At 45.9% G+C, this 20,097-nt stretch carries 24 protein-coding genes; 12 read left to right on the top strand and 12 right to left on the bottom strand.

Features of this window, described 5'->3' with window-relative positions:
- From OEY64_02980 to OEY64_03015, 8 genes are all read right to left on the bottom strand, one after another.
- On the bottom strand, positions 1-705 hold a 705-nt coding region (locus OEY64_02980), incomplete at its 3' end, for a hypothetical protein (GenBank protein MDH5541909.1).
- 26 nt (positions 706-731) lie between these two features.
- Positions 732-2,939, bottom strand: a complete 2,208-nt coding sequence (locus tag OEY64_02985; protein MDH5541910.1) for a tetratricopeptide repeat protein — start codon at positions 2,937-2,939, stop codon at positions 732-734.
- Positions 2,936-3,814 (bottom strand): alpha-L-glutamate ligase-like protein, encoded by an 879-nt coding sequence (locus OEY64_02990; GenBank protein ID MDH5541911.1) that lies wholly within the window; start codon positions 3,812-3,814, stop codon positions 2,936-2,938. Before OEY64_02990 ends, OEY64_02985 begins: the two co-directional genes overlap by 4 nt.
- Complete coding sequence (locus OEY64_02995; protein MDH5541912.1) at positions 3,811-5,394, bottom strand: UUP1 family membrane protein; 1,584 nt, start codon at positions 5,392-5,394, stop codon at positions 3,811-3,813. Before OEY64_02995 ends, OEY64_02990 begins: the two co-directional genes overlap by 4 nt.
- Positions 5,395-5,527: 133 nt before the next feature.
- A complete protein-coding gene (gene bamD, locus OEY64_03000; protein ID MDH5541913.1) occupies positions 5,528-7,288 on the bottom strand; it encodes an outer membrane protein assembly factor BamD in 1,761 nt (586 codons plus the stop codon).
- A gap of 406 nt (positions 7,289-7,694) precedes the next feature.
- Positions 7,695-9,455, bottom strand: coding sequence for a tetratricopeptide repeat protein (locus OEY64_03005; GenBank protein MDH5541914.1), 1,761 nt, complete (start codon positions 9,453-9,455; stop codon positions 7,695-7,697).
- 372 nt (positions 9,456-9,827) lie between these two features.
- Complete coding sequence (locus OEY64_03010; protein ID MDH5541915.1) at positions 9,828-11,045, bottom strand: site-specific integrase; 1,218 nt, start codon at positions 11,043-11,045, stop codon at positions 9,828-9,830.
- A gap of 3 nt (positions 11,046-11,048) precedes the next feature.
- Positions 11,049-12,008 carry a hypothetical protein gene (locus OEY64_03015; GenBank protein ID MDH5541916.1) on the bottom strand — a complete coding sequence of 320 codons (960 nt, stop codon included), beginning with the start codon at positions 12,006-12,008 and terminating at the stop codon, positions 11,049-11,051.
- Positions 12,009-12,154: 146 nt separating this feature from the next.
- Here OEY64_03015 and OEY64_03020 point away from each other — a divergent pair, with 146 nt between their 5' ends.
- On the top strand, positions 12,155-12,724 hold the full coding sequence (locus tag OEY64_03020) for a response regulator (GenBank protein ID MDH5541917.1): 570 nt from the start codon (positions 12,155-12,157) through the stop codon (positions 12,722-12,724).
- On the opposite strand, the gene OEY64_03025 is transcribed toward OEY64_03020, so the two are convergent.
- From OEY64_03025 to OEY64_03035, 3 genes are read right to left on the bottom strand one after another with little or no spacing between them, the layout of a single operon-like run.
- Complete coding sequence (locus OEY64_03025; protein ID MDH5541918.1) at positions 12,717-12,926, bottom strand: helix-turn-helix transcriptional regulator; 210 nt, start codon at positions 12,924-12,926, stop codon at positions 12,717-12,719. The genes OEY64_03020 and OEY64_03025 overlap by 8 nt on opposite strands.
- Before the next feature lie 38 nt (positions 12,927-12,964).
- The gene (locus OEY64_03030) at positions 12,965-13,246 is read right to left on the bottom strand and encodes a hypothetical protein (protein MDH5541919.1); all 282 of its coding nucleotides are present in this window, start codon (positions 13,244-13,246) and stop codon (positions 12,965-12,967) included.
- 33 nt (positions 13,247-13,279) lie between these two features.
- On the bottom strand, positions 13,280-13,621 hold the full coding sequence (locus OEY64_03035) for a hypothetical protein (protein MDH5541920.1): 342 nt from the start codon (positions 13,619-13,621) through the stop codon (positions 13,280-13,282).
- A gap of 590 nt (positions 13,622-14,211) precedes the next feature.
- Between OEY64_03035 and OEY64_03040 the strand changes: the two genes are divergently transcribed.
- On the top strand, positions 14,212-14,553 hold the full coding sequence (locus OEY64_03040; GenBank protein ID MDH5541921.1) for a hypothetical protein: 342 nt from the start codon (positions 14,212-14,214) through the stop codon (positions 14,551-14,553).
- 306 nt (positions 14,554-14,859) lie between these two features.
- On the opposite strand, the gene OEY64_03045 is transcribed toward OEY64_03040, so the two are convergent.
- Positions 14,860-15,186 carry a helix-turn-helix transcriptional regulator gene (locus tag OEY64_03045; GenBank protein MDH5541922.1) on the bottom strand — a complete coding sequence of 109 codons (327 nt, stop codon included), beginning with the start codon at positions 15,184-15,186 and terminating at the stop codon, positions 14,860-14,862.
- Positions 15,187-15,561: 375 nt separating this feature from the next.
- Between OEY64_03045 and OEY64_03050 the strand changes: the two genes are divergently transcribed.
- The 10 genes from OEY64_03050 (at position 15,562) to thyX (ending at position 20,093) form a co-directional block, all read left to right on the top strand.
- Positions 15,562-16,245, top strand: coding sequence for a hypothetical protein (locus tag OEY64_03050; protein MDH5541923.1), 684 nt, complete (start codon positions 15,562-15,564; stop codon positions 16,243-16,245).
- Positions 16,246-16,247: 2 nt separating this feature from the next.
- Positions 16,248-16,952 (top strand): pentapeptide repeat-containing protein, encoded by a 705-nt coding sequence (locus tag OEY64_03055; protein MDH5541924.1) that lies wholly within the window; start codon positions 16,248-16,250, stop codon positions 16,950-16,952.
- A 394-nt stretch (positions 16,953-17,346) separates the two neighbouring features.
- Positions 17,347-17,733, top strand: a complete 387-nt coding sequence (locus OEY64_03060; GenBank protein MDH5541925.1) for a VRR-NUC domain-containing protein — start codon at positions 17,347-17,349, stop codon at positions 17,731-17,733.
- Positions 17,730-18,062, top strand: a complete 333-nt coding sequence (locus tag OEY64_03065) for a hypothetical protein (GenBank protein ID MDH5541926.1) — start codon at positions 17,730-17,732, stop codon at positions 18,060-18,062. Before OEY64_03060 ends, OEY64_03065 begins: the two co-directional genes overlap by 4 nt.
- Positions 18,059-18,304: a hypothetical protein gene (locus OEY64_03070; GenBank protein ID MDH5541927.1), complete on the top strand. Its 246-nt coding sequence runs from the start codon at positions 18,059-18,061 to the stop codon at positions 18,302-18,304. Before OEY64_03065 ends, OEY64_03070 begins: the two co-directional genes overlap by 4 nt.
- Entirely contained in the window at positions 18,301-18,612 is a 312-nt protein-coding gene (locus OEY64_03075; protein MDH5541928.1) for a hypothetical protein, read from the top strand. The genes OEY64_03070 and OEY64_03075 overlap by 4 nt, the downstream gene beginning before the upstream one ends.
- A 147-nt stretch (positions 18,613-18,759) precedes the next feature.
- Positions 18,760-18,918: a hypothetical protein gene (locus OEY64_03080; protein ID MDH5541929.1), complete on the top strand. Its 159-nt coding sequence runs from the start codon at positions 18,760-18,762 to the stop codon at positions 18,916-18,918.
- 91 nt (positions 18,919-19,009) lie between these two features.
- Entirely contained in the window at positions 19,010-19,168 is a 159-nt protein-coding gene (locus tag OEY64_03085; protein ID MDH5541930.1) for a hypothetical protein, read from the top strand.
- Complete coding sequence (locus OEY64_03090; protein MDH5541931.1) at positions 19,168-19,392, top strand: DUF3310 domain-containing protein; 225 nt, start codon at positions 19,168-19,170, stop codon at positions 19,390-19,392. Before OEY64_03085 ends, OEY64_03090 begins: the two co-directional genes overlap by 1 nt.
- Entirely contained in the window at positions 19,389-20,093 is a 705-nt protein-coding gene (gene thyX, locus OEY64_03095; GenBank protein ID MDH5541932.1) for an FAD-dependent thymidylate synthase, read from the top strand. The genes OEY64_03090 and thyX overlap by 4 nt, the downstream gene beginning before the upstream one ends.
- Positions 20,094-20,097: the final 4 nt, after the last annotated feature.

A 20,097-nucleotide genomic window follows, 5' to 3' on the forward strand; every position in this document is an offset into this window, starting at 1 on the left:
AATGTCAAGAGTTTTATCTATTTCCTGAGTTACATCCAGCGTAATCTTGTCTTGAACGTAGTCATATGACAGATTAGGTGGCAGAGGTTCCGCATAGTTCTTCGATTTCATCTCGTAAGAAAGTTTCATGAGCGTATTGCCAGAATGTTTACCGAATATCCCGGGCCGGTATTTGTGATATAAAATTGGGTTAAGGGTAAGGGACTCGTATGAGATTTTGTAGGGATACTCCAATCCAAATACGTCTACCGATATTTTGTCAGATTGCTTGTAACCGGTTTTAAGTTTAATTTTGGACCGTTTTGACATTCTCTGCAGGTAATCAAATCCAATGTCAGTCGAGATTTCATCAAGGATGGAATATTTTGCATATTTAGTTTCTTCATAATTGTATTCGAAAGTCAGTTCCTTGTTTTTCCTGAGCCTACCCTTCACATCAAGCCCAACAGCGGTTTCCACAAAACTGTCATCTTTTACAATATCCGTATGAGTTCCGTATATCGGATGATTTACAATGCTGTCAGGGCTTTTAAAAACATTTGATTCCTTGCCGTAGAATACTTCCCCGTAAGGTGAAAACTCCAGTTTCCGGACCGAGCGCCGTTTCTTCTTTTTTGTTTTCTTGAGCGTTTCGTTTGTTCCATCCTCATCTTCCCTTGCAAGCGCGGATTCGAATGTAACGGAGACACTCAGCAGGCTGAACATAACTGCCCAGGCGATTAATCTGAATTTTATTGTTTTATCTCCTTTAAAGAATCCATTGCAAGTTTGTAGTTAGAGTCTACTTTAAGAGCCTTTTTGAACTGTATCTCTGCTTCGGATTTGTTGCCTTGCGCAGAAAGGGCAACGCCATACCAATAATATGATTCCGCGACATCGGACTTTTTGGAGATGGACATTTTGTAATATTTTATCGAATCCTCCCAATCGTTCTTCCGGTGGTATGCTCTGGCTAGTTCATAGCTTATTTCTGGATTTTCATTTGTGCTCTTTGTGCCAGAGAGCAGAACGGTTATTGCTTCCTCCTTTTTCCCCAGTTCATTCAGCAACGCAGCTCTTCCCAACCATCCATTCGCAAATTTCGGGGCTAATGCCGTGATTTTTTCATATTCGCTTAGAGCCTCATTATTCCTTTTTAACCTTGCCAACTGAATTGCCAGGTTAAACCGTGCCTTATAGTCATCAGGATTTATCAATAGCGCTTCGCTGAAAAGTTCCTGGGCTTTCCTGTAATCTTTTCTGATAGCATACAAAACGCCAAGATTTTTCCTTGCCTTGTTGTTATCAGGTTCGAGTTCCAGGTTTTTCTTGTAGGCATCCATAGCCTTGCCGTACTGTTTGGATTTCCTGTACATGAGGCCGAGGTTATACCAGGCAGGCGCGTATTTAGGATTAATTTCGACGATCTTTTTATATTCAGCTATTGCTTTGGCTACATCGTGTTCATCCGAATATAACGTCGCGAGGTTCAATCGGGCCTGTATATATCCTGGCTTTTCCTCAATGGCCTTTGAATAGGATAGTATCGCTTTTTCCTTCATCTCCATTTTGGTAAAAACAACACCCTGATTGAACCAGGCCTTGGCGTAACCAGGATTTATATCAGTCGCTTTCGAAAAATAGTCTTGCGCTTTTTTCCAGTCGTTTTGATCCATTGATACAAGTCCAAGGTTGTAATACGCTGACTCATAATCAGGTTTGAGCCTGATGGCTTTGGTATAGGAGTCTGTTGCCTCTTTCAAGTTCCCTGTCCTAGCGTATACTAATCCTCTATTGAGCAATGCCTCCGGATATTTGCCACCTGCTTTATCTATGGCCTGGTTGTAGTATGTGAGCGCTTTATTGTATTCTTTTTTGCTGTACAAAATTCTTGCCATATTGAAATAATCTTCTGCCTGGGCAGAAGCGGCTTTTATGAGCTGGCTGAAAATTTCCTCTGCCTGAATTAATTTATTCTGTTTGTAATAAAGCAATCCTAGGTTATATTTTGGTTCGCGATAGGGAGGGAAATACTTTATGGCTGTCTTATAGCTCTCTTCGGCTAGTTTTTCTTCTCCTTTGGATTTGTATAGCACCCCCAGATTGAAATAGGCTGGAGCATAGTTTGGGCGCAAACCAATAACTTTATTATAGAGTTCCTCTTTTTTCTTTCGCCCCTCCTCGCTGTTAGGTTGCAATATAGCCAGATTCATTCGCGGTTCTATATAGTCAGGTTTAAGGTTGATCGCTTTTGTATAAAATTCCTCAGCCCTATTGGTGTCATCAATTCTTGAATATGCAAGGCCCAAGCTGAAAAAAAGTGAGGCTTTCAAATCTCCGCTACTCAAGCCTACAGCATCATTGAAATATTTGATGGCTTCTTTATAATGATCTTTTTTCAACTGTAACAAACCAAGATAATAATAGGCCATTGCAAAATTTGGTCTGACGGAAATCGCGTTTCCATAGCTCTCTTCCGCCTTGTCCAAATCACCCTGCAATCTGTAGGCCATTCCGAGATTCAGATGCGCCGGAGCGAAATTCTTTTTAGATTTTAGGGAATTTAGAAAATATATTTTCGCCACTTCGAGGTTGTCGAGTTTCATCTCTATTACGCCTGTATAATTCAGGATGTATGGATTGTCTTTATCTTCCGCAAGCGCCTGGGCAAATGCCTGCTTTGCCTCTTCGTATTTCCCTTCAGAATATAAGGTTTTTCCATTTTGGAAATTTATGTTGCTGTCAAGGGCATCATCGTATTCGGTATTCAAATTGGAAATTGATGGTTCATCCAGTTTTAATGGATCATCCGATCCTGGGTTGAAGTTTGATGAGACCTTGATAATTGTAGGTTTGGAACTCATATCAATGGCGATGCTTTGTAAATAAAGTACCACTCCCAAAATGAACAGAAGTATTGCCAAAATCGGCACAAAACTATCTTTTAACAGTTTGTTCATGACAGGTATTCCTTCATCAGGCCTCGCAAGCCCTTTCGGTTGACATTTTGTATTTCGAGGCCTGGGCGAGCATTTATTTCCATTACCTGTACCCCTCTTTCACTGTCGATTACAATATCAACGCCCAGATACTTAAGCGGAACCGCTAGGCTTGAATCCACGCTCATTTTCAGTATCTCATCCCAGAATGGAAGTTGGATCCCTCTCAGGGCAATAGATGAATCGGGATGTTTTTCATAATAGCCATCCTTGTTATAGCCCTCAGTCAGTACCCCTGATTTCATATCGATGCCGATTCCGATTGCTCCCTGATGCAGGTTTGCCTTTCCGTTGGATTTCACTGTTGGTATACGTACCATGCCTATAATTGGAGAGTTATTACAGAGTATGATCCTTATATCCGCAACACCATGCGGGAATATGTTGAGAAATACCTGATGTGAATGAACGCGGTACTCTATCAGCGCTCTGTCCCAAAGGCCGAATGAATAGACTCCGAAAATGATATCCGCAATATGTTTGCGGATCTCGGAGATACCGTATTCCCTCAAGGAAGGGGTGATCCAGCCGTCATCTGACTTTTCAAGAACCAGAATACCGCCCCCTTGTTTTCCTTTCGCAGGTTTAATAACAAATTCTTTCAGCATGTCTATCTTTTCCCAAAGCGAGTTTATCTCTCCCATTCGTGAAAGAATGCAATAGGTCTCAGGTGTCGCAATGTTGCATAAGGCTAGGTGCTCCTTGGTTATTATCTTGTCGTTTGCAATAGGAAAGTGTTCTCTTGGATTCATAGGATATATGAAATCAAGGTTCCTCTGGTTTATTCCCAGCACATTTTCATAAAAATCGGTGATTGATCTTATTGTTAGTTTCATTTTTGGATCAACCACCTAAACCTGTTCAATTCCATAACGCGAATACCAATCCATCTTCCTAGCCATAGGTTTAAAATGATCAACAGGAGAAGGAGCTCCGGGAAAGCCAGAAAAAGCGCTTCCATCGCAAGTGAGTTCATTGCCATATAACAGAACCAAACGACCAAGGTTGTCATCATTACAACTTTCAGGGAGCGTGCGGTTCCTTCCTCAATTTGCAGAATGGCAAACCTTTCCGCCGTGAGAGTCAGTACCGCTATCGGGAAAAGGCTTATATGTGAAAGCTCGAACAGTTTCATTTCCACCCCTGCGACAGTCAAACTAAGCATTACTCCAACGACGAAAATGAGAAGGATGCTCATTTTAGGTGTGTGCAGTACCCCCCATTTGTCCAGAGGGTAGCGTAAAAGGCTAACAACGCCGATAACGATATAAAATCCTACAATGCCCCAGAAAAAACCGGTCTCTCTGCTTGCGGCGGCAATCAGGGCCGGAAGGAATGTTCCGAATGTTTCGAGACCGATAACATTTCTGAATATAACCACAATGAACGCGCCAAGAGGCAGCATGATAATTATCTTGAGAAGACTGACAGGGATACCTATCTGATTGAAAGTTGCCCATACGTTATAAATATTCAGCGGATGTTCTCCAAGCTGGGTGATGAAGTCCGTGCGCGTGGCAAGTCGTTCCCTGATCTTGAAAAAGTAATCGAAGTTTATGTTCGCACTGTGTTTGAAAAGCGCTTCATCGCCACGATAAAGCACAAGATAGTTCTCAGGGATTTCCATGTAATGGTTGTTTAAAGGGTCAAAGGGGATCCAGTACCCATTTACATACGCTTCTACCCACTGATGGCTTATCCGCTTAGTGGTATTCTTCAGGATAAGACCGCCAACCAAGCGTGACGGAATCTTTGCTTTCCTGGCAAGAGCGACAAAAACCCTGCTCTTGCCATTGCACGAACCCTCTCCAAGACTAGCGGCAGTGACCGCGTCTGTGTAGCCTTTAAAAGGCATCGATTTAAGTGAGTATGCGTAATCGAAAATACCCTTTAAAACTTTCGCCGTATTTTTCGTTCTAGGTACATTTTCGTTATATACTTTTTCAATTACGGGGTGTTCTACTTGAATACCATCGGTAGCCACCAGATATTCCTTGAAATCTTCAGGGTAAATACCGGGAATTTGGAGGTCATCATCCAGTTCATACAAAATCCTGTCTGAATGGACGGAAAAGGAGTAGAGAATCTGTTGGGGACCTGTAATGTTTTCACCATACCATCTGGAGATCCTGCCACTATTTTCACTGCTAATCTCAAGCGACATTAAGCCAGAGTTATTAATTTCATCCGAGATGGTCTGGCGTTCATCGGATACAGGAAGATATGTGGAAACTTTTACCGAATCGCCATAGCCATCGAAACTCATGCTGATGTCCACTTCGTATTTCAATTGGGGTATTATGCTCATGAAGCTGTATCCAAGAAACAGCATTTTGTAGGCGATCATCCCTACAGCTGTTACGCAGAGAACAACCATCGTCACGTGCAGACTGAAATCGCTCTTCCTGTTCTGCATCTAAAAACGAGCCTCTCCTGTTAACTTGAGCTTTTCTGAAATCATATCTCTCCCTGTTTATCCGGTTTAGTCGCTTTAATATACTAGATATATGAGGCCCGTTTAAATAGTAATAAACGGGCCGAATATATTCCTAGTTGCAACTATAAGTATGCTTGCCATCGTTCGTTGTAATGCTGTCGATATGCGTTTGAGCCAGCGGCGCACTTGTCCCATTTGGATACTGGGATGTAACAAGACGCATAGCCGCAAGTTCATTAGCGCAATTTTGCTCTCCATGCCAAGTCATGCCAATCTGGTATTGGGTGTTGTCAAGCAGACTGCTCCCAATATATGTGCTGAGAACAAGGTTATATTCCGTTCTAGCCTGTGCGTAATTCGTCTGCTTATGCTCTGATCTACCTATATAGTACCTGGCCCCATCTGCGCTGTCGTAAAGGGGGTATGGATATGTGGAGATGACGTTATTAAAGTCAATGATCGCTTGGGCATAGTTCGCCTCGTCATAATATGTTTTCCCTATTTGATGCGCGGCATTGTCAACCATACTGCTTGAAGGGAAATTTGTCGCGACCTTCGCGTATTCCACCCTTGCGGTGCTGAAATCGGTCGCGGCATTGGCTTTTAATGCGGCATGGGTGGATCTTCCAATGTAATATTGTGCTCCGTCGGCGCTATCGGAGTTTGGATAAGCGGTAATTACCTTGTTGAATTCCGTTATCGCCGGAGTGTAATCCGAGGCGGCATTGTTCCCCAGTTCGTCATAGTAGGTCTTTCCGATCTGGTATTGAGCGTTATCAAGAAGCGTACTCGCTGGATAATTGGTCAATACCGCCTGATATTCGGTACGCGCGGTGGTGAAATCTGTCGCGACATCTACCTGAAGTTGCTGGTGACGGCTTCGACCTATATAGTATTGCGCGGTATCGGCCTTGTCGGAAAGCGGATATAGCGTAACAACTTTTTGAAATTCCGTTTCCGCCTTCGTATAATTATTTTCATCATAGTATGTGTTGCCGACCTGGTGTTGGGCGTTATCAAGAAGCGAGCTTGCCGGATAGTTGTTGATTACGGCCTGATAAGCTGTGCGCGCCGTGGTGAAATCGGTTGCGTTGGCAATACTAAGCTTCTTGTGTATGCATCGGCCAATATTGTATTGGGAAGAATCCGCGTCGTTTGACGTTGAATAAAAATCCAGGATTTTCTGGTACTCCGCAATTGCAGTTGTATATTCCGATGTCGCCCCGGTATTGTCAAAAGCGGCTTTTTTATCATCCCCTAATAGATGATGGGTTTTGGCTATGGCATATTGCGCGTCTGAACGATCATTGGAATTTGGATATGTATCAAGCAGTTTTTGAAACTCCAAAAGTGCCTGCGAATAATTGAGTTCATCCATGTATGTGCGCCCAATCCAATACTGCGCGTTGTCTGCCGTATCACTTGTCGGAAAGTCGGTGATGACTTTGGTCAGCTCGGCTCTGGCATTCAAATAACTTAGGCTTTCAAAATAGGATCTCCCGATATACAGATGTGCGTCATCCACCGTATCCGTTCCGGGGTAACTTGTTACCACTTTATTTAGTTCCGTGATTGCTTTAGGATAGTTATTAATCCTGAAGTATGCTTTTCCTATCTGTAATTGCGCATCGTCTGCCAGGGTACCGTTTGGATATTGTGTAAGCTGCTCGTTGAATTTTGCAATGGCACGAACGAAGTCCCCGTTTGAATACATCGTTTTTGCGGTCTGATAAATCCCGCTCTCTGAAGTATCGGATGCCGTAAGCGCATTATTGCCTTGCCCCCCGCCAGCTGTGCAGCCGATAAGAAATGTAATGGCAAATGAGAGGAGAAGGGTGAAGCGTCCTGCTTTGATAAATTGTTTAAATCTCATAAATGACTCCTTTAATAGATAAGGATTAAAAAAATGCCTAAACACTGAAGTATGGATGTACAAGAATCAAGCCAATACGCGCATGTAAAATAAGAGCCTTAATTACAGTGGCATGAAAGTATCTATGATTAGAGTATGAATCTGTAATACGCCGATAATGAACAATAGGATAAATCTGTGTATGAATAAAAGTAACAAAAATAAGTAAAAGAAGTAATATAAAAACCCACAAGTTATTAGTTTATCATTCAAAGATGAAGGGGATAGAAAGATAAGATAAAGAATGCATAAAGATTGGATAAAGATTCGTAGCCGGAATCCGTTGCGGTTGGCTTTGGTACAGTTCAGTCAGAACTTTAAATCAACCGGTAGAATCAATACATCTAAATATTCGAGCAATTGAATTTCAAATGCAAGTATGCGTTCCTGCGTTGAGGCTGTCAAAATGCGTTTGAGCAGTGCCAATATAAATGGAAGCCGGATAATATGTTAAGAACGTTTCCCAAGCAATTTTTTCGTCAGCGCAGAAGTTTTCAGCATGCAATGCCATTCCGGTATAGTACTGTGCGTTGTCGCAGTAGATGCTTGTGCCGGGACATGACGCAAGTATTAAGCTGTAATCGCTTCTTGCCTCGGGATACTGTAACTGTTTATGCTTTGCACGGCCCGAGTAGTACCGCGCATCGTCAATACTGTCAGACCCAACATAGGTTGCAAGGATGGCGGTAAATTCGGCAAGTGCACTTGCCCAGTTCCCCTCGATGTAGTATGTTTGCCCGATTCGAAACTGCGCATTATCGATCCAGCCGCTTGCAGGGTAGTTTGTTGCGTTAATCTTTGCATATTCCAAACGCGCAGAGTTGAAATCGGTAGCCGCGGCTGCCTGCAATTCACGTTGAACGCTTCGTCCTAAATAGTATTGCGCTCCATCACCGCTGTCATACTGAGGAAAAGGGTAGGTGTCGATCACAGCTTGAAAAGCTAATTTTGCTTGAGCGTATTTAGCTATATCATAATTAGCTTCATCATAATATGTTTTGGCAATCTGATATTCAGCATTGTCTATCATTGAGCTTGCGGGGTAGGTTGTTGCGTTTACCTTTGCATACTCCAAGCGCGCCGGGGCGAGATCTGTGGCCGCACTCGCAAGCAACTCTTGATGAACACTTCGCCCAATATAATACTGCGCGCCGTCGCCGCTATCGTATAATGGGTATGGATAGTTAGTGATAGTTTCCTGAAACTTCATCTTCGCCATGTTGTAGTTCCCCTCGTCGTAGTAGGTATTGCCGATTTGATACTGGGCATTGTCGGCGAGGGTGCTGGAAACATAATTTGTAATGGTCGCAGTATATGCCGCGCGGGCCAAGTCGTAGTTGCCAAGCCTGTGTTCGCACCTGCCGATATAGTACTGGGCTGAATCGGCATCGTTTGATGTCGGATAGTAGGTCAGAACCTTTTGAAATTCAGCTTTGGCAGTTGTATATTCACTCTTCTGGTAATAGGATTTGGCGATACCAAGTTGCGAATCGGAACGGTCATTGGAATTCGGATATGTATCGAGCAGTTTTTGGAACTCCACTATTGCCGTATCGTAAAGCATTTCATCGAAATAGCTGGCACCAATCCAATATTGTGCGTTGTCGGCAGTATCGCTGAATGGATATGCAGTTTTAACTTTCTTCAACTCTGCTCGGGCGGTGCCGTAATCAAGCAGTTTCAGGTACGACTTTCCAATGTGAAGCTGAGCGTCATCCGCTCGAAGATCGCCAGGGTATGTTGAAATTTGAAGTAAGAACTGCGTTATCGCGCCGTTATAATCTGCTGTTTTGTAGAGCGCCAATCCATCCTGAAACATTGTTTCATCCGGGCCGATTGCAGTAGCGGTTTGGGTGGCTGTAGTAGTTGAGGTAACGGTGTTTAAGTCGCCATCAATAACAGCACTCCCGCTATCGAGATTATTATCATCAGTTGTATTACCGGAGAGGTCTTCGAGACTATTGCTGTTCGGCGTAGTGTCAGTATCCGTGGTGGGATCAGTTGCAGTGCTGGATGCAGAGTTTGCGTCAGTGAATGCGAAATTCCCTCCATTGGCTGTACATCCATACAGCATGGGGAGAAACGCAATATGGGAAATAAAGGCAGAGACTAGAACAGCATTCCTCATTCCCAAATTATCTCCTTTTTCATGAAAGACTTTATTGCCAAATTATTCGTAATAATGGTGCAACTGATATAGTTACTTATCCATTAATACGTCACGTTATCATACAAAAAAGTTATTCTAAGATAAACAATTTTATAATATTACCAAAATATTCTTTTTATCTCGTATAGACTTTTTCAAGGAACATTCGAGAAACGTATTAGTAGCGGATAAATGTAGAAAACATGCCTATAATTGGTGAGTAAAATGGTCGGGGCGGCAGGATTCGAACCTGCGTACCCCTGTATTAAGTGATGGTAACTAGCAGAATATAAAGCAGTTACGGGGGCATAAAAGGCCGGTTATATTCCCAGCCAACACCCAGCCAACACTTCAACCCTTTTTGATATTGATAATATTGCCATTGTCAGAGGGGGTAACAGACTGCACACCTTCAACCCCAAGCGCGGCGCTGTCTATATATCTCTGCGTAGTAGAGAGCGATGTATGCCCTGCATACTTCTGCAAGATAATTCCCCCGACCCCTCTTGCGGCGGCTTGAGTAAGCACACTGTGGCGGAAGAGGGCGTATGGAGCGATGTCTATCTCTGCCACTTTTGCCGCCTTTCGGACTATCTTGTATAGCCGGGTCTGCGTGTATGGAGTTCCTGAAGGCAATGTAAATACATAGCTGTTTTTAAGTTTATTTTTGCAGAGTTCCTGCAGTGTTGACAAAAGCTCGGGATGAATGGGGAGTATCACGACACCGCCGGTCTTGGTTCCCTTCTCTTCCATGTATCCATCCCCGCTGAACGCGCGCTGAACCGTCACCGATCCGCAGGGGAAGTTCTGCCTCTTGGAGAAATCCAGATCCATAACCTTCAGCGCTCTCAGCTCGTTAATTCTCATCCCGTGCCTTGCCCCGAACCAGACTATAGGGCGATGATATTCCGGCGTAATGGCGGCGATGATTATATTCTGCGTTTCATAATCGGCCCACTTCACCGCCTTCTTGGGAACCTTAACCGCCGGAAACTTCGGGCAAGTGCTTATGTATTCTCCATCGACTGCCCAGATAAAGAATGTGCGGAGGGAGTCCACAGCGTTCTTCAGGTTTTTATCTTTCCATTTCAGGGGTTCGTCTTTTAAATATATCAGCAGATCGTTAAGGCTGTGCGCCTTGATGCTTCTGATATCGATGTTTTTAAAGTAGGGGATAAAACCTTTTTCAAAATATCTCTTTATGTCGGGATACCATGCAGGGGAAACACGTTCTTTGGTGGCGACCAAATATTTTTCCGCCAGATTTGTAAAGCTCCACTCGTTCTTTCTGCCAGGGAGATACTTCTGGGGATTGTGTTCGGGGCCTCCTTTTTCTTCAACCTCGATTTCACGGCTGATCTTCTCTTGCAGGTCCTTTGCTTGCCGTCTGTTGGCCAGAACGACTCCATGCTCATCTGACGTTATTTCATATCTTTTTTTCTTGTACCGGTAGATTATCCTGTACCGCGCTTCCCCTCTACAGCCATTCTTTCGCGGATAGACATCGCCCCTCATGTTGTCAGTGTACGGTCTGTCTACAACATTTTGCAAGCCGGGGGTGGGATTCATCGTTTACTCTTTTCCATTGGCTTTCCCGGGATTGTCTGTGACATTGTATTTTGGCTGAAACCTCTTTATGAGGTAGGTTTCTGCAGCCCCCAGATACTCTGGGGAGACAGGAATATATGAGAACGAATCGAAGAGTTTTGTTTGTTCTCTAGAATGGCCCGATATACGGTACAAAATATTGATGCTCATCCCGATATAGACGATCTCATCCTTATCCAGCAGAAAATATACGCCGGATATGACGGGCGAATTTAAAATTTTGTTCTTAAGAATAGTCTCTACTGTTAAATTATTCAGAGTGTGATAGCTAATGTCAGATAAAACGTAAGCTCCTGCATGCAAGGCTTCATAGTAGTTGGCAATAAGCGCAGGCTCCCCAAGCGAAGGGCGTTCACTAATAGAATTATATGTATATCGAAAGGTTATGAGTAATGCTGTTAGCCGTGCTTCCCAGAAGGAAATTTTGGAACAGGAGCCAATGCATACTTCATCAATATTGAGCAGGTTGCATCGGCTCCCATCGCGCGACACTTTAAGAATTTGTATATACAGCTTTTCTATGCCTTCTACTCTTACTCCGAATCCATCTATTTCTGTGTCAAAATACGTTTCGTTTGTGTCTTTCCTGCATGGGATATCTGCGACAGCCTCTTTAGTTAGCTTTAAATAGTGAACAGCCCCTCTTTTGTGGACTTTATGTTTTATGTCTAGTAGCTCCAAGTGTGGCTTCCGCAATGCCTCAGACGGCTTTCTTGTAGCAGGAATGTCGTACGTAACGGGGAGCTTGTATTTTGCAGGGTTAAGGGGGACTTTAAATTCCGCTGCGGGTTCAGTGTTTGGCGCGCAACCCACTGGATCCCCGCTTTCGCGAGGATGACAAACAGGGGGGAGGGAGGAGGCGCGGGGAGACGCAGAACCGCATGGAGTTTCCTCACGGGGAGTCGGCGCGATAATGTCGCGCATAGGTGAGGCCGGCTTAGCCGGACAGATATCGCAATGTGGTTTTAAAAATACCCTGTCCGCCGGGAAAAAGCAAGTGGAAAAATGGGGAGTATTCGCATATCCGTATCAGGGGGGTAATCGGGTAAAATGCCGATTGAGGAGGAGTGATGGAAAAGAAGGGAACGATACTTATAGTCGACGATGACGAAACTGTCCGCCACCAGGTGAAGCGGATATTTTCCGCCGAGTACGACATCATCGAGGCGGCGACGGCGGAGGAGGCAAACAGGATAGTACGCCACGGAGCAGGGGACATCCGCCTCATAATTCTGGACTATCTCCTGTCCGACAAGGGGCGGCTGACAGAGACAGGGCTCGATCTGTTTCGGGGATGGGTGAAGGATTGCCCGATGCTTCCGCCGGTGATCATGATGACGGCCTATCCGACGACGAACCTGGCGGCCGAGTTCTCGCATAACTACTCTGGAATAGCGTTTGCCGAAAAGCCTGTTCGCCCGGAGGTGCTGAAAGCGCTGGTTGAGGATTCAATACAGCGGAGCGGACGAGAGATGGAGTGGCGAAACCGGCAGTGCTATGAACTTATCCGCATGAAGGTCGGGGGGAGGATAAAGGACATTCTCCAGTCGATGAGCCCGGCGGTCGAGCGGATAGAGCCGCTACCACTTCGCGATGAGATTCAGCGGGGCCTTGATCGTATAGCCGGCCTGCTTAAATGATCTGATCGAGGATACGGAGATGCTCCATGTTTGGCGAGCGCATGGCCGAGCCCCATTTTTTCGCCGTGACCGGATGAACCCGGCACTTCTCGGCCAGTTGATCCCATGTGAGGCCCGCTTCCTGCCGTCGAGAGTTGATCTCTTCGCCGAGGAGATGGCGGTTTTCCGCGTCGATGTCGACAAGTTTTTTTCTTTTTTTCATATCATGTGTTCCATTCCTCGTTTTCGTCGAAAAGTCTGCTATTGTACCCCCTTTATTATTGCGGAAAAACGGTCTGAAAAATTGTGTAGATTCCCTTGTCCGTCGAATACGTCCGGCAAAATAACCGCCCCGAGAATATTATCTTCGTCGATGAAATCTTGTGCTTGTGGATAATCCGGGAAATCAATAGTATCAGTTTCAGTTATGAGCAATACCCGGTTATATTCAATCAGCCCGTTTTTGGTTAGTATTTCCCATGCGTCTGTTTCTGTAATTTTTCCATGACCAATTAAATCGCATATTTTTTGTATATCGTTCATTTTTTTATCCCCCTTTTTAAAGTTATTGTTTCCTTAATATCCAGAAGGTTTTAATAAATCCCCGTTATCATCTGTCAATTCAAGCCTTGCGGCATCCTCTAACGTGATAACAATCCCCTGCGGATGTTCATATCTCGCAGACAATTTAGAGCCTACCGGGTAGATTGTAGCATCCAACCGAGTGACCACCGAACCATCTGAACAGTGCAATACGGCAACATTCCCATCCTCGTTTATTCGACCGAATATCTCCATTTTCATATCCTCCTTATTAAATGTTTCTCTTTGTCTCTTGGTTACATGATAGCCTAATATGGCTATCATGTCAAGGGGGAAAAATAAAAAAATAATTATTTTTTTTAAAATACTGCGCATATATTTTCACACTTAAAGGTGCGGGGTAACTCTCTGGATTGTGTGTCTGCTTTCCCGTATCCACTTGGGTGACAGTGAACAGATGCGCAATTCCCTGCACACATTACGCCCCTAATAATCCCATAAATATCATAAATATGGAATTTCCCTGCGCATTGACACCCCCATAATTGCATGTACGATATAGTCAGTGGGAAGCAGGGGGAAATAGATTTTTCGTGTAATTTTCGGTACCGTGTGGTATAATAGGGCATAACCGGGGGAGGAGCGAGTTGCTGAAACGAATGCTGAATTGCAGGCTGATCATGGCCATTCGGATCGGCTGGCGCTTTATGGCGTGTCTGGACGAGTACGACCGAAAGGCAGTTCTTACCGTATTGAAAATTGACCGAACTGTAAAAACTTAGCGTATCGTTTCGAGCCACCTTGCGGTTTTTTGTGGGTGAGCGACGGGGAGAAGGTGCAAATCTTCCTATATTCTGTCCGCCCTCAAAAGTTTCCACCTTGTCAAGAAATAGTGTTAATATGTCGATGTAAAGAGATGTCAAGGCGATAACTATTTTAACTATTCTGAAGGAGGTTCTACGCCAATGAACACACCAATGACGTTCAATGTCCTTTTCGAAAAGGATGGCAATGCTTGGGTGGGTCACTGTCTGGAGTTGGATATAGTTTCTTCCAGGGAAGATTTTGAATCCTCTATGGAGGAGATGGGAGATTTAATATCGACGGCGGTAAGCTACGCCTTTGCAAATGACAACTTGGAAAACCTTTACCATCCAGCTCCGCCAGAGATGTGGGAAAAGTTCTATAAGTGTAAGGGCCCAAAGGTAGACTCGCGCAAAGTTTTGGTTGGTCATAACTTCACAGACCCGAATCAAGGCAGGTTTGTACCGCCTGAAATTACGGCGAACGCTTGTTGTGTCGGGTAGCAGGCCTCTAAGACTTCGAGAACTCAAAACCCGCCTGCAAGAGTATGGGGTGAGAATGATGCAAAATCGAGGAAAAGGGTCAGAGATGATTCTTTTAAAACCTGAAATCCCCGGCTCCAACAAAGGAGCCCAATACCCAATTAAAAACCACGGTCCCGGAACTGTAATAGGAGAAGGTACTATAAGTGCCTGCTTAAGGCGCTTTGAGATAAACCCGAAGGATTTCTGGAAATAAAGGCACCTTGGAAGGGATCCGAAACACAGTTTAAGTGTTAATAATTAACAAAACGGCTCTGGTCGGCAGAGTTAAGGTTTCGGTCGTTCTGAATAGACCTTGATAATATCCGCAACCATCTTTTTATCTTTTTCAATTAGCCCCTTGAATGACTCAAAAATAATCTTCTCCTCCGGGGTGACGGCGAGCCGTTCCGGTTCCTCGCCGGTGAGGAGCCATGTCGGGTCGCAGTTTGTAATCTTCACAAGTTTGTAGAGATAGTCAGCATCGGGTTGGCGCCGCCCTTTCTCGTAGTTTAAAACCGTGTTGAAATGCACACCTGTTTTATAGGCGATATCGGACTGGTTAAATCCGGCTTTTTCTCGCGCCTCTTTCAATCGGTCTTTAATATCAGTCATTTATATCCACAAACAAAGGAAACAAAAATAGATAAAAAATATTGACAAACTCATACGCATGTGTGAGTATATATCCATGAAGGTTGTGCAAACGTTCTCTGGGAAAGTTTCGGGGGGGAGAAACTGCGTGGACATCCTTGGTTTGCACAACTCCGGTAAGCACAAAGTAGATCCCCTCCTTTTTCTTTCAATTCTTATTTTTGCCACATTAAAAGTCATACAGACGCACGTCTTTCATCATATCAATTTTTATGTGTTCTTTCCCGTAAGATTTGCTCCTCGATTTTCATCAGCGGGATGGTGTGTGAAGGGCGCGGGGCTCGGCTTCGATTTCGGCCCCGCGTCTGATTATCAATCTATCGCATGGGGGTGTGTATGAAAACTGGTGAAGGAAAAGCCAAAGGAAGTAACGGGAACGGGAACGGCGCAGGAGAGCGGCAGTCGCTCGGGCGCAATGCCATATCGGAATCGCCGGAGCTGGCGGAGGAGGTGCTGAGCCTGACGGGGGATATACAGTCCCTCATGCGCCGACTGATGACAACAAAGAATAGCGAGTTGAAAAGCGCTGTCGAGGCGGAGAGAGCGAGGATCAAGGAGGACGCGGAGCGGATAGTCAACCGTTCGCCTGGTCTCTGCACGGCATTCGCCGACCTGATAGGGAAATCCAAAACTCTTGTCTTGGGGAGCATGAGCCGTTTCACTCAGGCAATGCAGATGCAAGCGTCATGGATAGTTCCCCTCACGCTCTTCTTTAAAGACACAACCCTGCTTGAAGGTATCGCCATGAGGTGCGGATATGGAATACACAAACTGCCGTCACCATCGGACGAGACGAAAGAGGGGCTGATGTTCCGCATGGGGAAATACGTCGGGGAGTCGGGAGTGCTCCTTCAAAAGATGTCGGACGCTCTTGAGGATGGAAAGATCACCGACGCGGAGAAGAGAGAACTGTATGCGGAGGGATGCGTGATAATCCGCCATCTCCTCGAGGTTTTGGAGAGCGTAAAGCTGATCGCCGAAAAGACCGAAGCGGCGCGAGTGCAGAAGGGGGAGGAGTAATCATGGAGCGGATAAAGATATACGATCGTTTCAGGGGTGGAGTGATATACGAAGCAAGCGATAACGCCCGGACTATCAAGGAGGCGGTCGAAGAGGGGGTGGCAAGGGGGGTAAATCTAGCTGGCGCGGATCTGAAAGCCGCTAACCTAGAGGGAGCAGAGCTAAGTTACGCAAACCTTGCGGAAGCAAACCTGTCGATAGCGAACCTTAAGGGGGCGAAGCTATGGAAAGCGGACCTTCGGAAAGCTTCTCTAGAACAGGCGAATCTTGCGGATGTCGATCTTCGTTACGCGCACCTGTTCGGCGCATATCTTGGCGGGGCGAATCTTGTGAGAGCAAAACTTAATGGAGTTACTCTTGCGAGAGTCTACCTTCGGGGGGCGAATTTCGAGGGGGCGACGGGATATTCGGATTCGCTCGATGTGCTGATGGAACTCATCCGCCAGTTCCCGGTAACGACATTCAGCGAACCGGAATGGCGCGCGATAGGGATCATCGCCGTGCACAGTTTCAGCATTAATCGTATTCCTGATCTACCACTATATTTCGATAATGATCTCTATCCTGTATTTGAAAAGCTGGCAGAAAAAGGGTTCGGCGAATGGCTGTATCTATACAAAAAGAAACTGCAAGTACAAGTAATTGAAGTTGCCGGGGCGGTTGAGCGGTCCGGCGTGGGCAGTAACGTGACAGCATTGGAGGAATGAATGATGTCTCATCGTAACGGAGTGTCCGGCTAGGCCGGGCAGGTAACGCAATGGACGACGGACGGTCGACGATCCCTAATATATTAACCCTGCCATTGAGTGGGGTGGTGAAGCGACCGTCTGTCATTGATAACAGAGTATTAATAACGCCCTCCAAAGGGCCGGAGACGTCGGCTGGTAAACTCTCAATAATTCGTGGTGTTTTGGTTCAGATTTGTTTTCATTTTCTTACGGCTCTCCGGCCATTGTTTATAACGTGTTTCAGGGAAATCCCCCCTATGCAACTGGCCGGGAAGGTTGCCCCCATGCACCGACCCGGCCAGCTTTTTACCATCGGCTTGCCTGTCATCCTCGCGGATGCGGGGATCCAGTCGCAGAGGCAACGGGGTGACGGATGAGAAATGACCTTGAACATCAGCATCAGGTAGCCCTCATTAATTGGGCGTCGGCGCACGAGAATAAATATCCGGGTTTGCATCTGCTCCACGCGATACCGAACGGGGGGCACAGGAATAAGGCGACCGCCGGAAAGCTGAAAGCGGAAGGTGTGAAAGCAGGGTTTCCTGATCTTCTGCTCCCGGTACCGCGCGGGGAATATCACTCGCTCTATATAGAAATGAAAAAACCTGTCACGCGATCGAGCGGAAAGGGGAGCATCAGCAAGGCGCAGAGCACGGTGATTGAAGAACTCCGGTCTTTCGGCAACGCGGTTGTCGTCTGTTACGGGTGGATAGAGGCATCCCAGGCGATCATTGATTATTACAAGGGGGCGGGGAGATGAGGCACAGCAGGGATAGTGTCGGCTTTGGGGACCCGCCATCCTCTTGGGAGCCGTATTACATGGACGAGGAGCTGATAGATATCGCGCACTGCGTCACATGCGCGCGAAAAGGTAAACAGGTGAAGGCGACAAACAGGTCGGGCTTATGCGCCGACTGCCTGTACGGGAAGAAGAAGCCGGAGCGGAAGAGGTGCGGGAAATGCCGGAGGCCGTTCATGGGGATGAAATCCCAGGACGACTGCCATCTCTGCACTCATGCTCGCCGTCATGCGTCGGCCCGGTCGGCAAAGAAGAGGTTCTTGGCGAACCACGCGGGGGCAAAAGGATGATAGCAGATATGTGGATGCTGGAAACAGGTATGCCGGGCAGATTGGATATTGCGGAGGTTGCTACCTCTTCGCGCGTGGTCACTCTTGGGAGGGCGATACCTAAGCTCGGCGAAAAGACGAAGCGGAAGATCATAGGAATAATGAAAGAGGCACTGGATCCCCGCGTACGCGAGGATGACAGGGGGGCGGGGAGGCCCAGCCCTTCCCGGTCGAATATTTTTGAAGAAAGGAAAGAGATATGAATGGTGAACAGCAGTATCCCGGTATGGCAGGCGAAATGGAAGAGAAGGGGTCCAGTATAATCGAGTCTGAACTGGTCCAACTGCGTGAAGTTGTTGATACCGGATTAAAAATGGTGGAGGAGTTGGAAAAAAAATTATTCTCGGTACTGTCCCCACGCAAAGGTATACCACTTCCGCCACCTCAAACAGAAAACAAAGATGTTGAAAGAAAATACTCTTTATTCACCGACCAAATAAGATCCTCAAGGAGAGGTGTTCACACAATACTAGAGAGGCTTAAAGGTCTCGCTTCACGGTTAGAGGTTTAACGATGAATTTCAACTGCGGGGATGACGTGGCGAACAGGCGGATGCGGGGCGGCTGACAGTTTCATAGGGAGGTAGAGGCATGGACGAAATAGATTTGATGGTTTTGGTTTCATGGTTGTTTCTCATATTGGAGCTGGTGGTGCTGGCATGGTGACGGCGGAGCAGAAAAGGAAACTGGAAGTGCTGAAGAAAAAATGGAAAGCGGTCTGGAACTTGCCGGAGATAGTGCAGGGGTATGCGCTCTTCGGGATAGAGAAGGCCAGGCGGAGGGTAGTTGGCGAAATTGAGCGACGGGAACGGGCATAAGTGCGCGAGTTGCAACGATACCGGGTGGATAGATGTTTATTTGCGATGCACGTTTTGCGGGTCGTGGGCGGAAAAATGCGAGAGGTTTCAGATGAAAGATAAAACAGACGGAGCGGGGGAGCGGGTGAAGATCAGGGCGATTATAAACGGCGTATATGTAGCGGTTGATGGGCGGGAGTTTTCGCAACGGCTCGGCCAACTGGATAAAGATGATTGTTTGTTCGTCCCCGCAAAGAAGGAGGAGGAGTGATGGGAGAAAAAGTAGATCATCCCTCTCATTACGGGGGCAAAGACAATCCATATGAGGCGATAAAAGTGATCGAGGCATGGAGCCTCGGTTTCAACTTGGGAAATGCGATCAAGTATATTTCACGCGCAGGGAGGAAAGAGGGTTCGCCACCTCGTGAAGATTTAAAAAAAGCGGCGGGGTACCTGGATCGCGAGATTAAAAAGCATGAAAGGACGGGGAAATGAAATTCACAAAGCCATATTTTCTTATCGAAGATGAAATAGACGGGTCAAAGATATTAAATAAATTGGAGCGTGCAGGGCGCACCTGCTACAAGAGCGAAGACCGTATAACCGAAGAATCATCGCCCAAGTTTGTTAAATCGATCCTCGACAGGGGGCATGAGTCGGTTATTGAACATGAATCCGTAAGTGTCCGAATAATATGTGACCGAGGTGTAACCCATGAAATTGTCCGGCACAGGCTTGCCTCGTACTCACAGGAATCTACTAGATACTGCAATTATGGCAAGGCCGATGGTGTTACGTTTGTGATCCCGCCTTTTTTGAGGCAGTTGGAAATAATAGAGCCGGGGGTGAATTACAAACTTGATGACATCATCCAGGTCTTTAAAGAAAGCGCCGTTGACCAAAAAGATGATGTGTCGATTGAATGGTTTGTGGCAATGGCACAAGCTGAAAAGACATATAACAATATGCTGGCACTGGGTATGAGTCCCCAGTATGCGCGTTCAGTTTTGCCAAACAGCTTGAAAACCGAAATCGTCATGTCATGTAACTTGCGCGAGTGGCGCCATTTTTTCAACCTTCGCACAGCAAAAGCGGCGCATCCTCAAATGCGGGAAATCGCCGTTCCACTGTTAAAGGAATTCCAGAATTTAATACCGATTATTTTTGACGATATTGAACCTTTTGAAGGTGAATGAGGTT

It is taken from the genome of Nitrospinota bacterium, from assembly GCA_029881495.1.
GTDB lineage: Bacteria > Nitrospinota_A > UBA7883 > JACRGQ01 > JACRGQ01 > JAOUMJ01.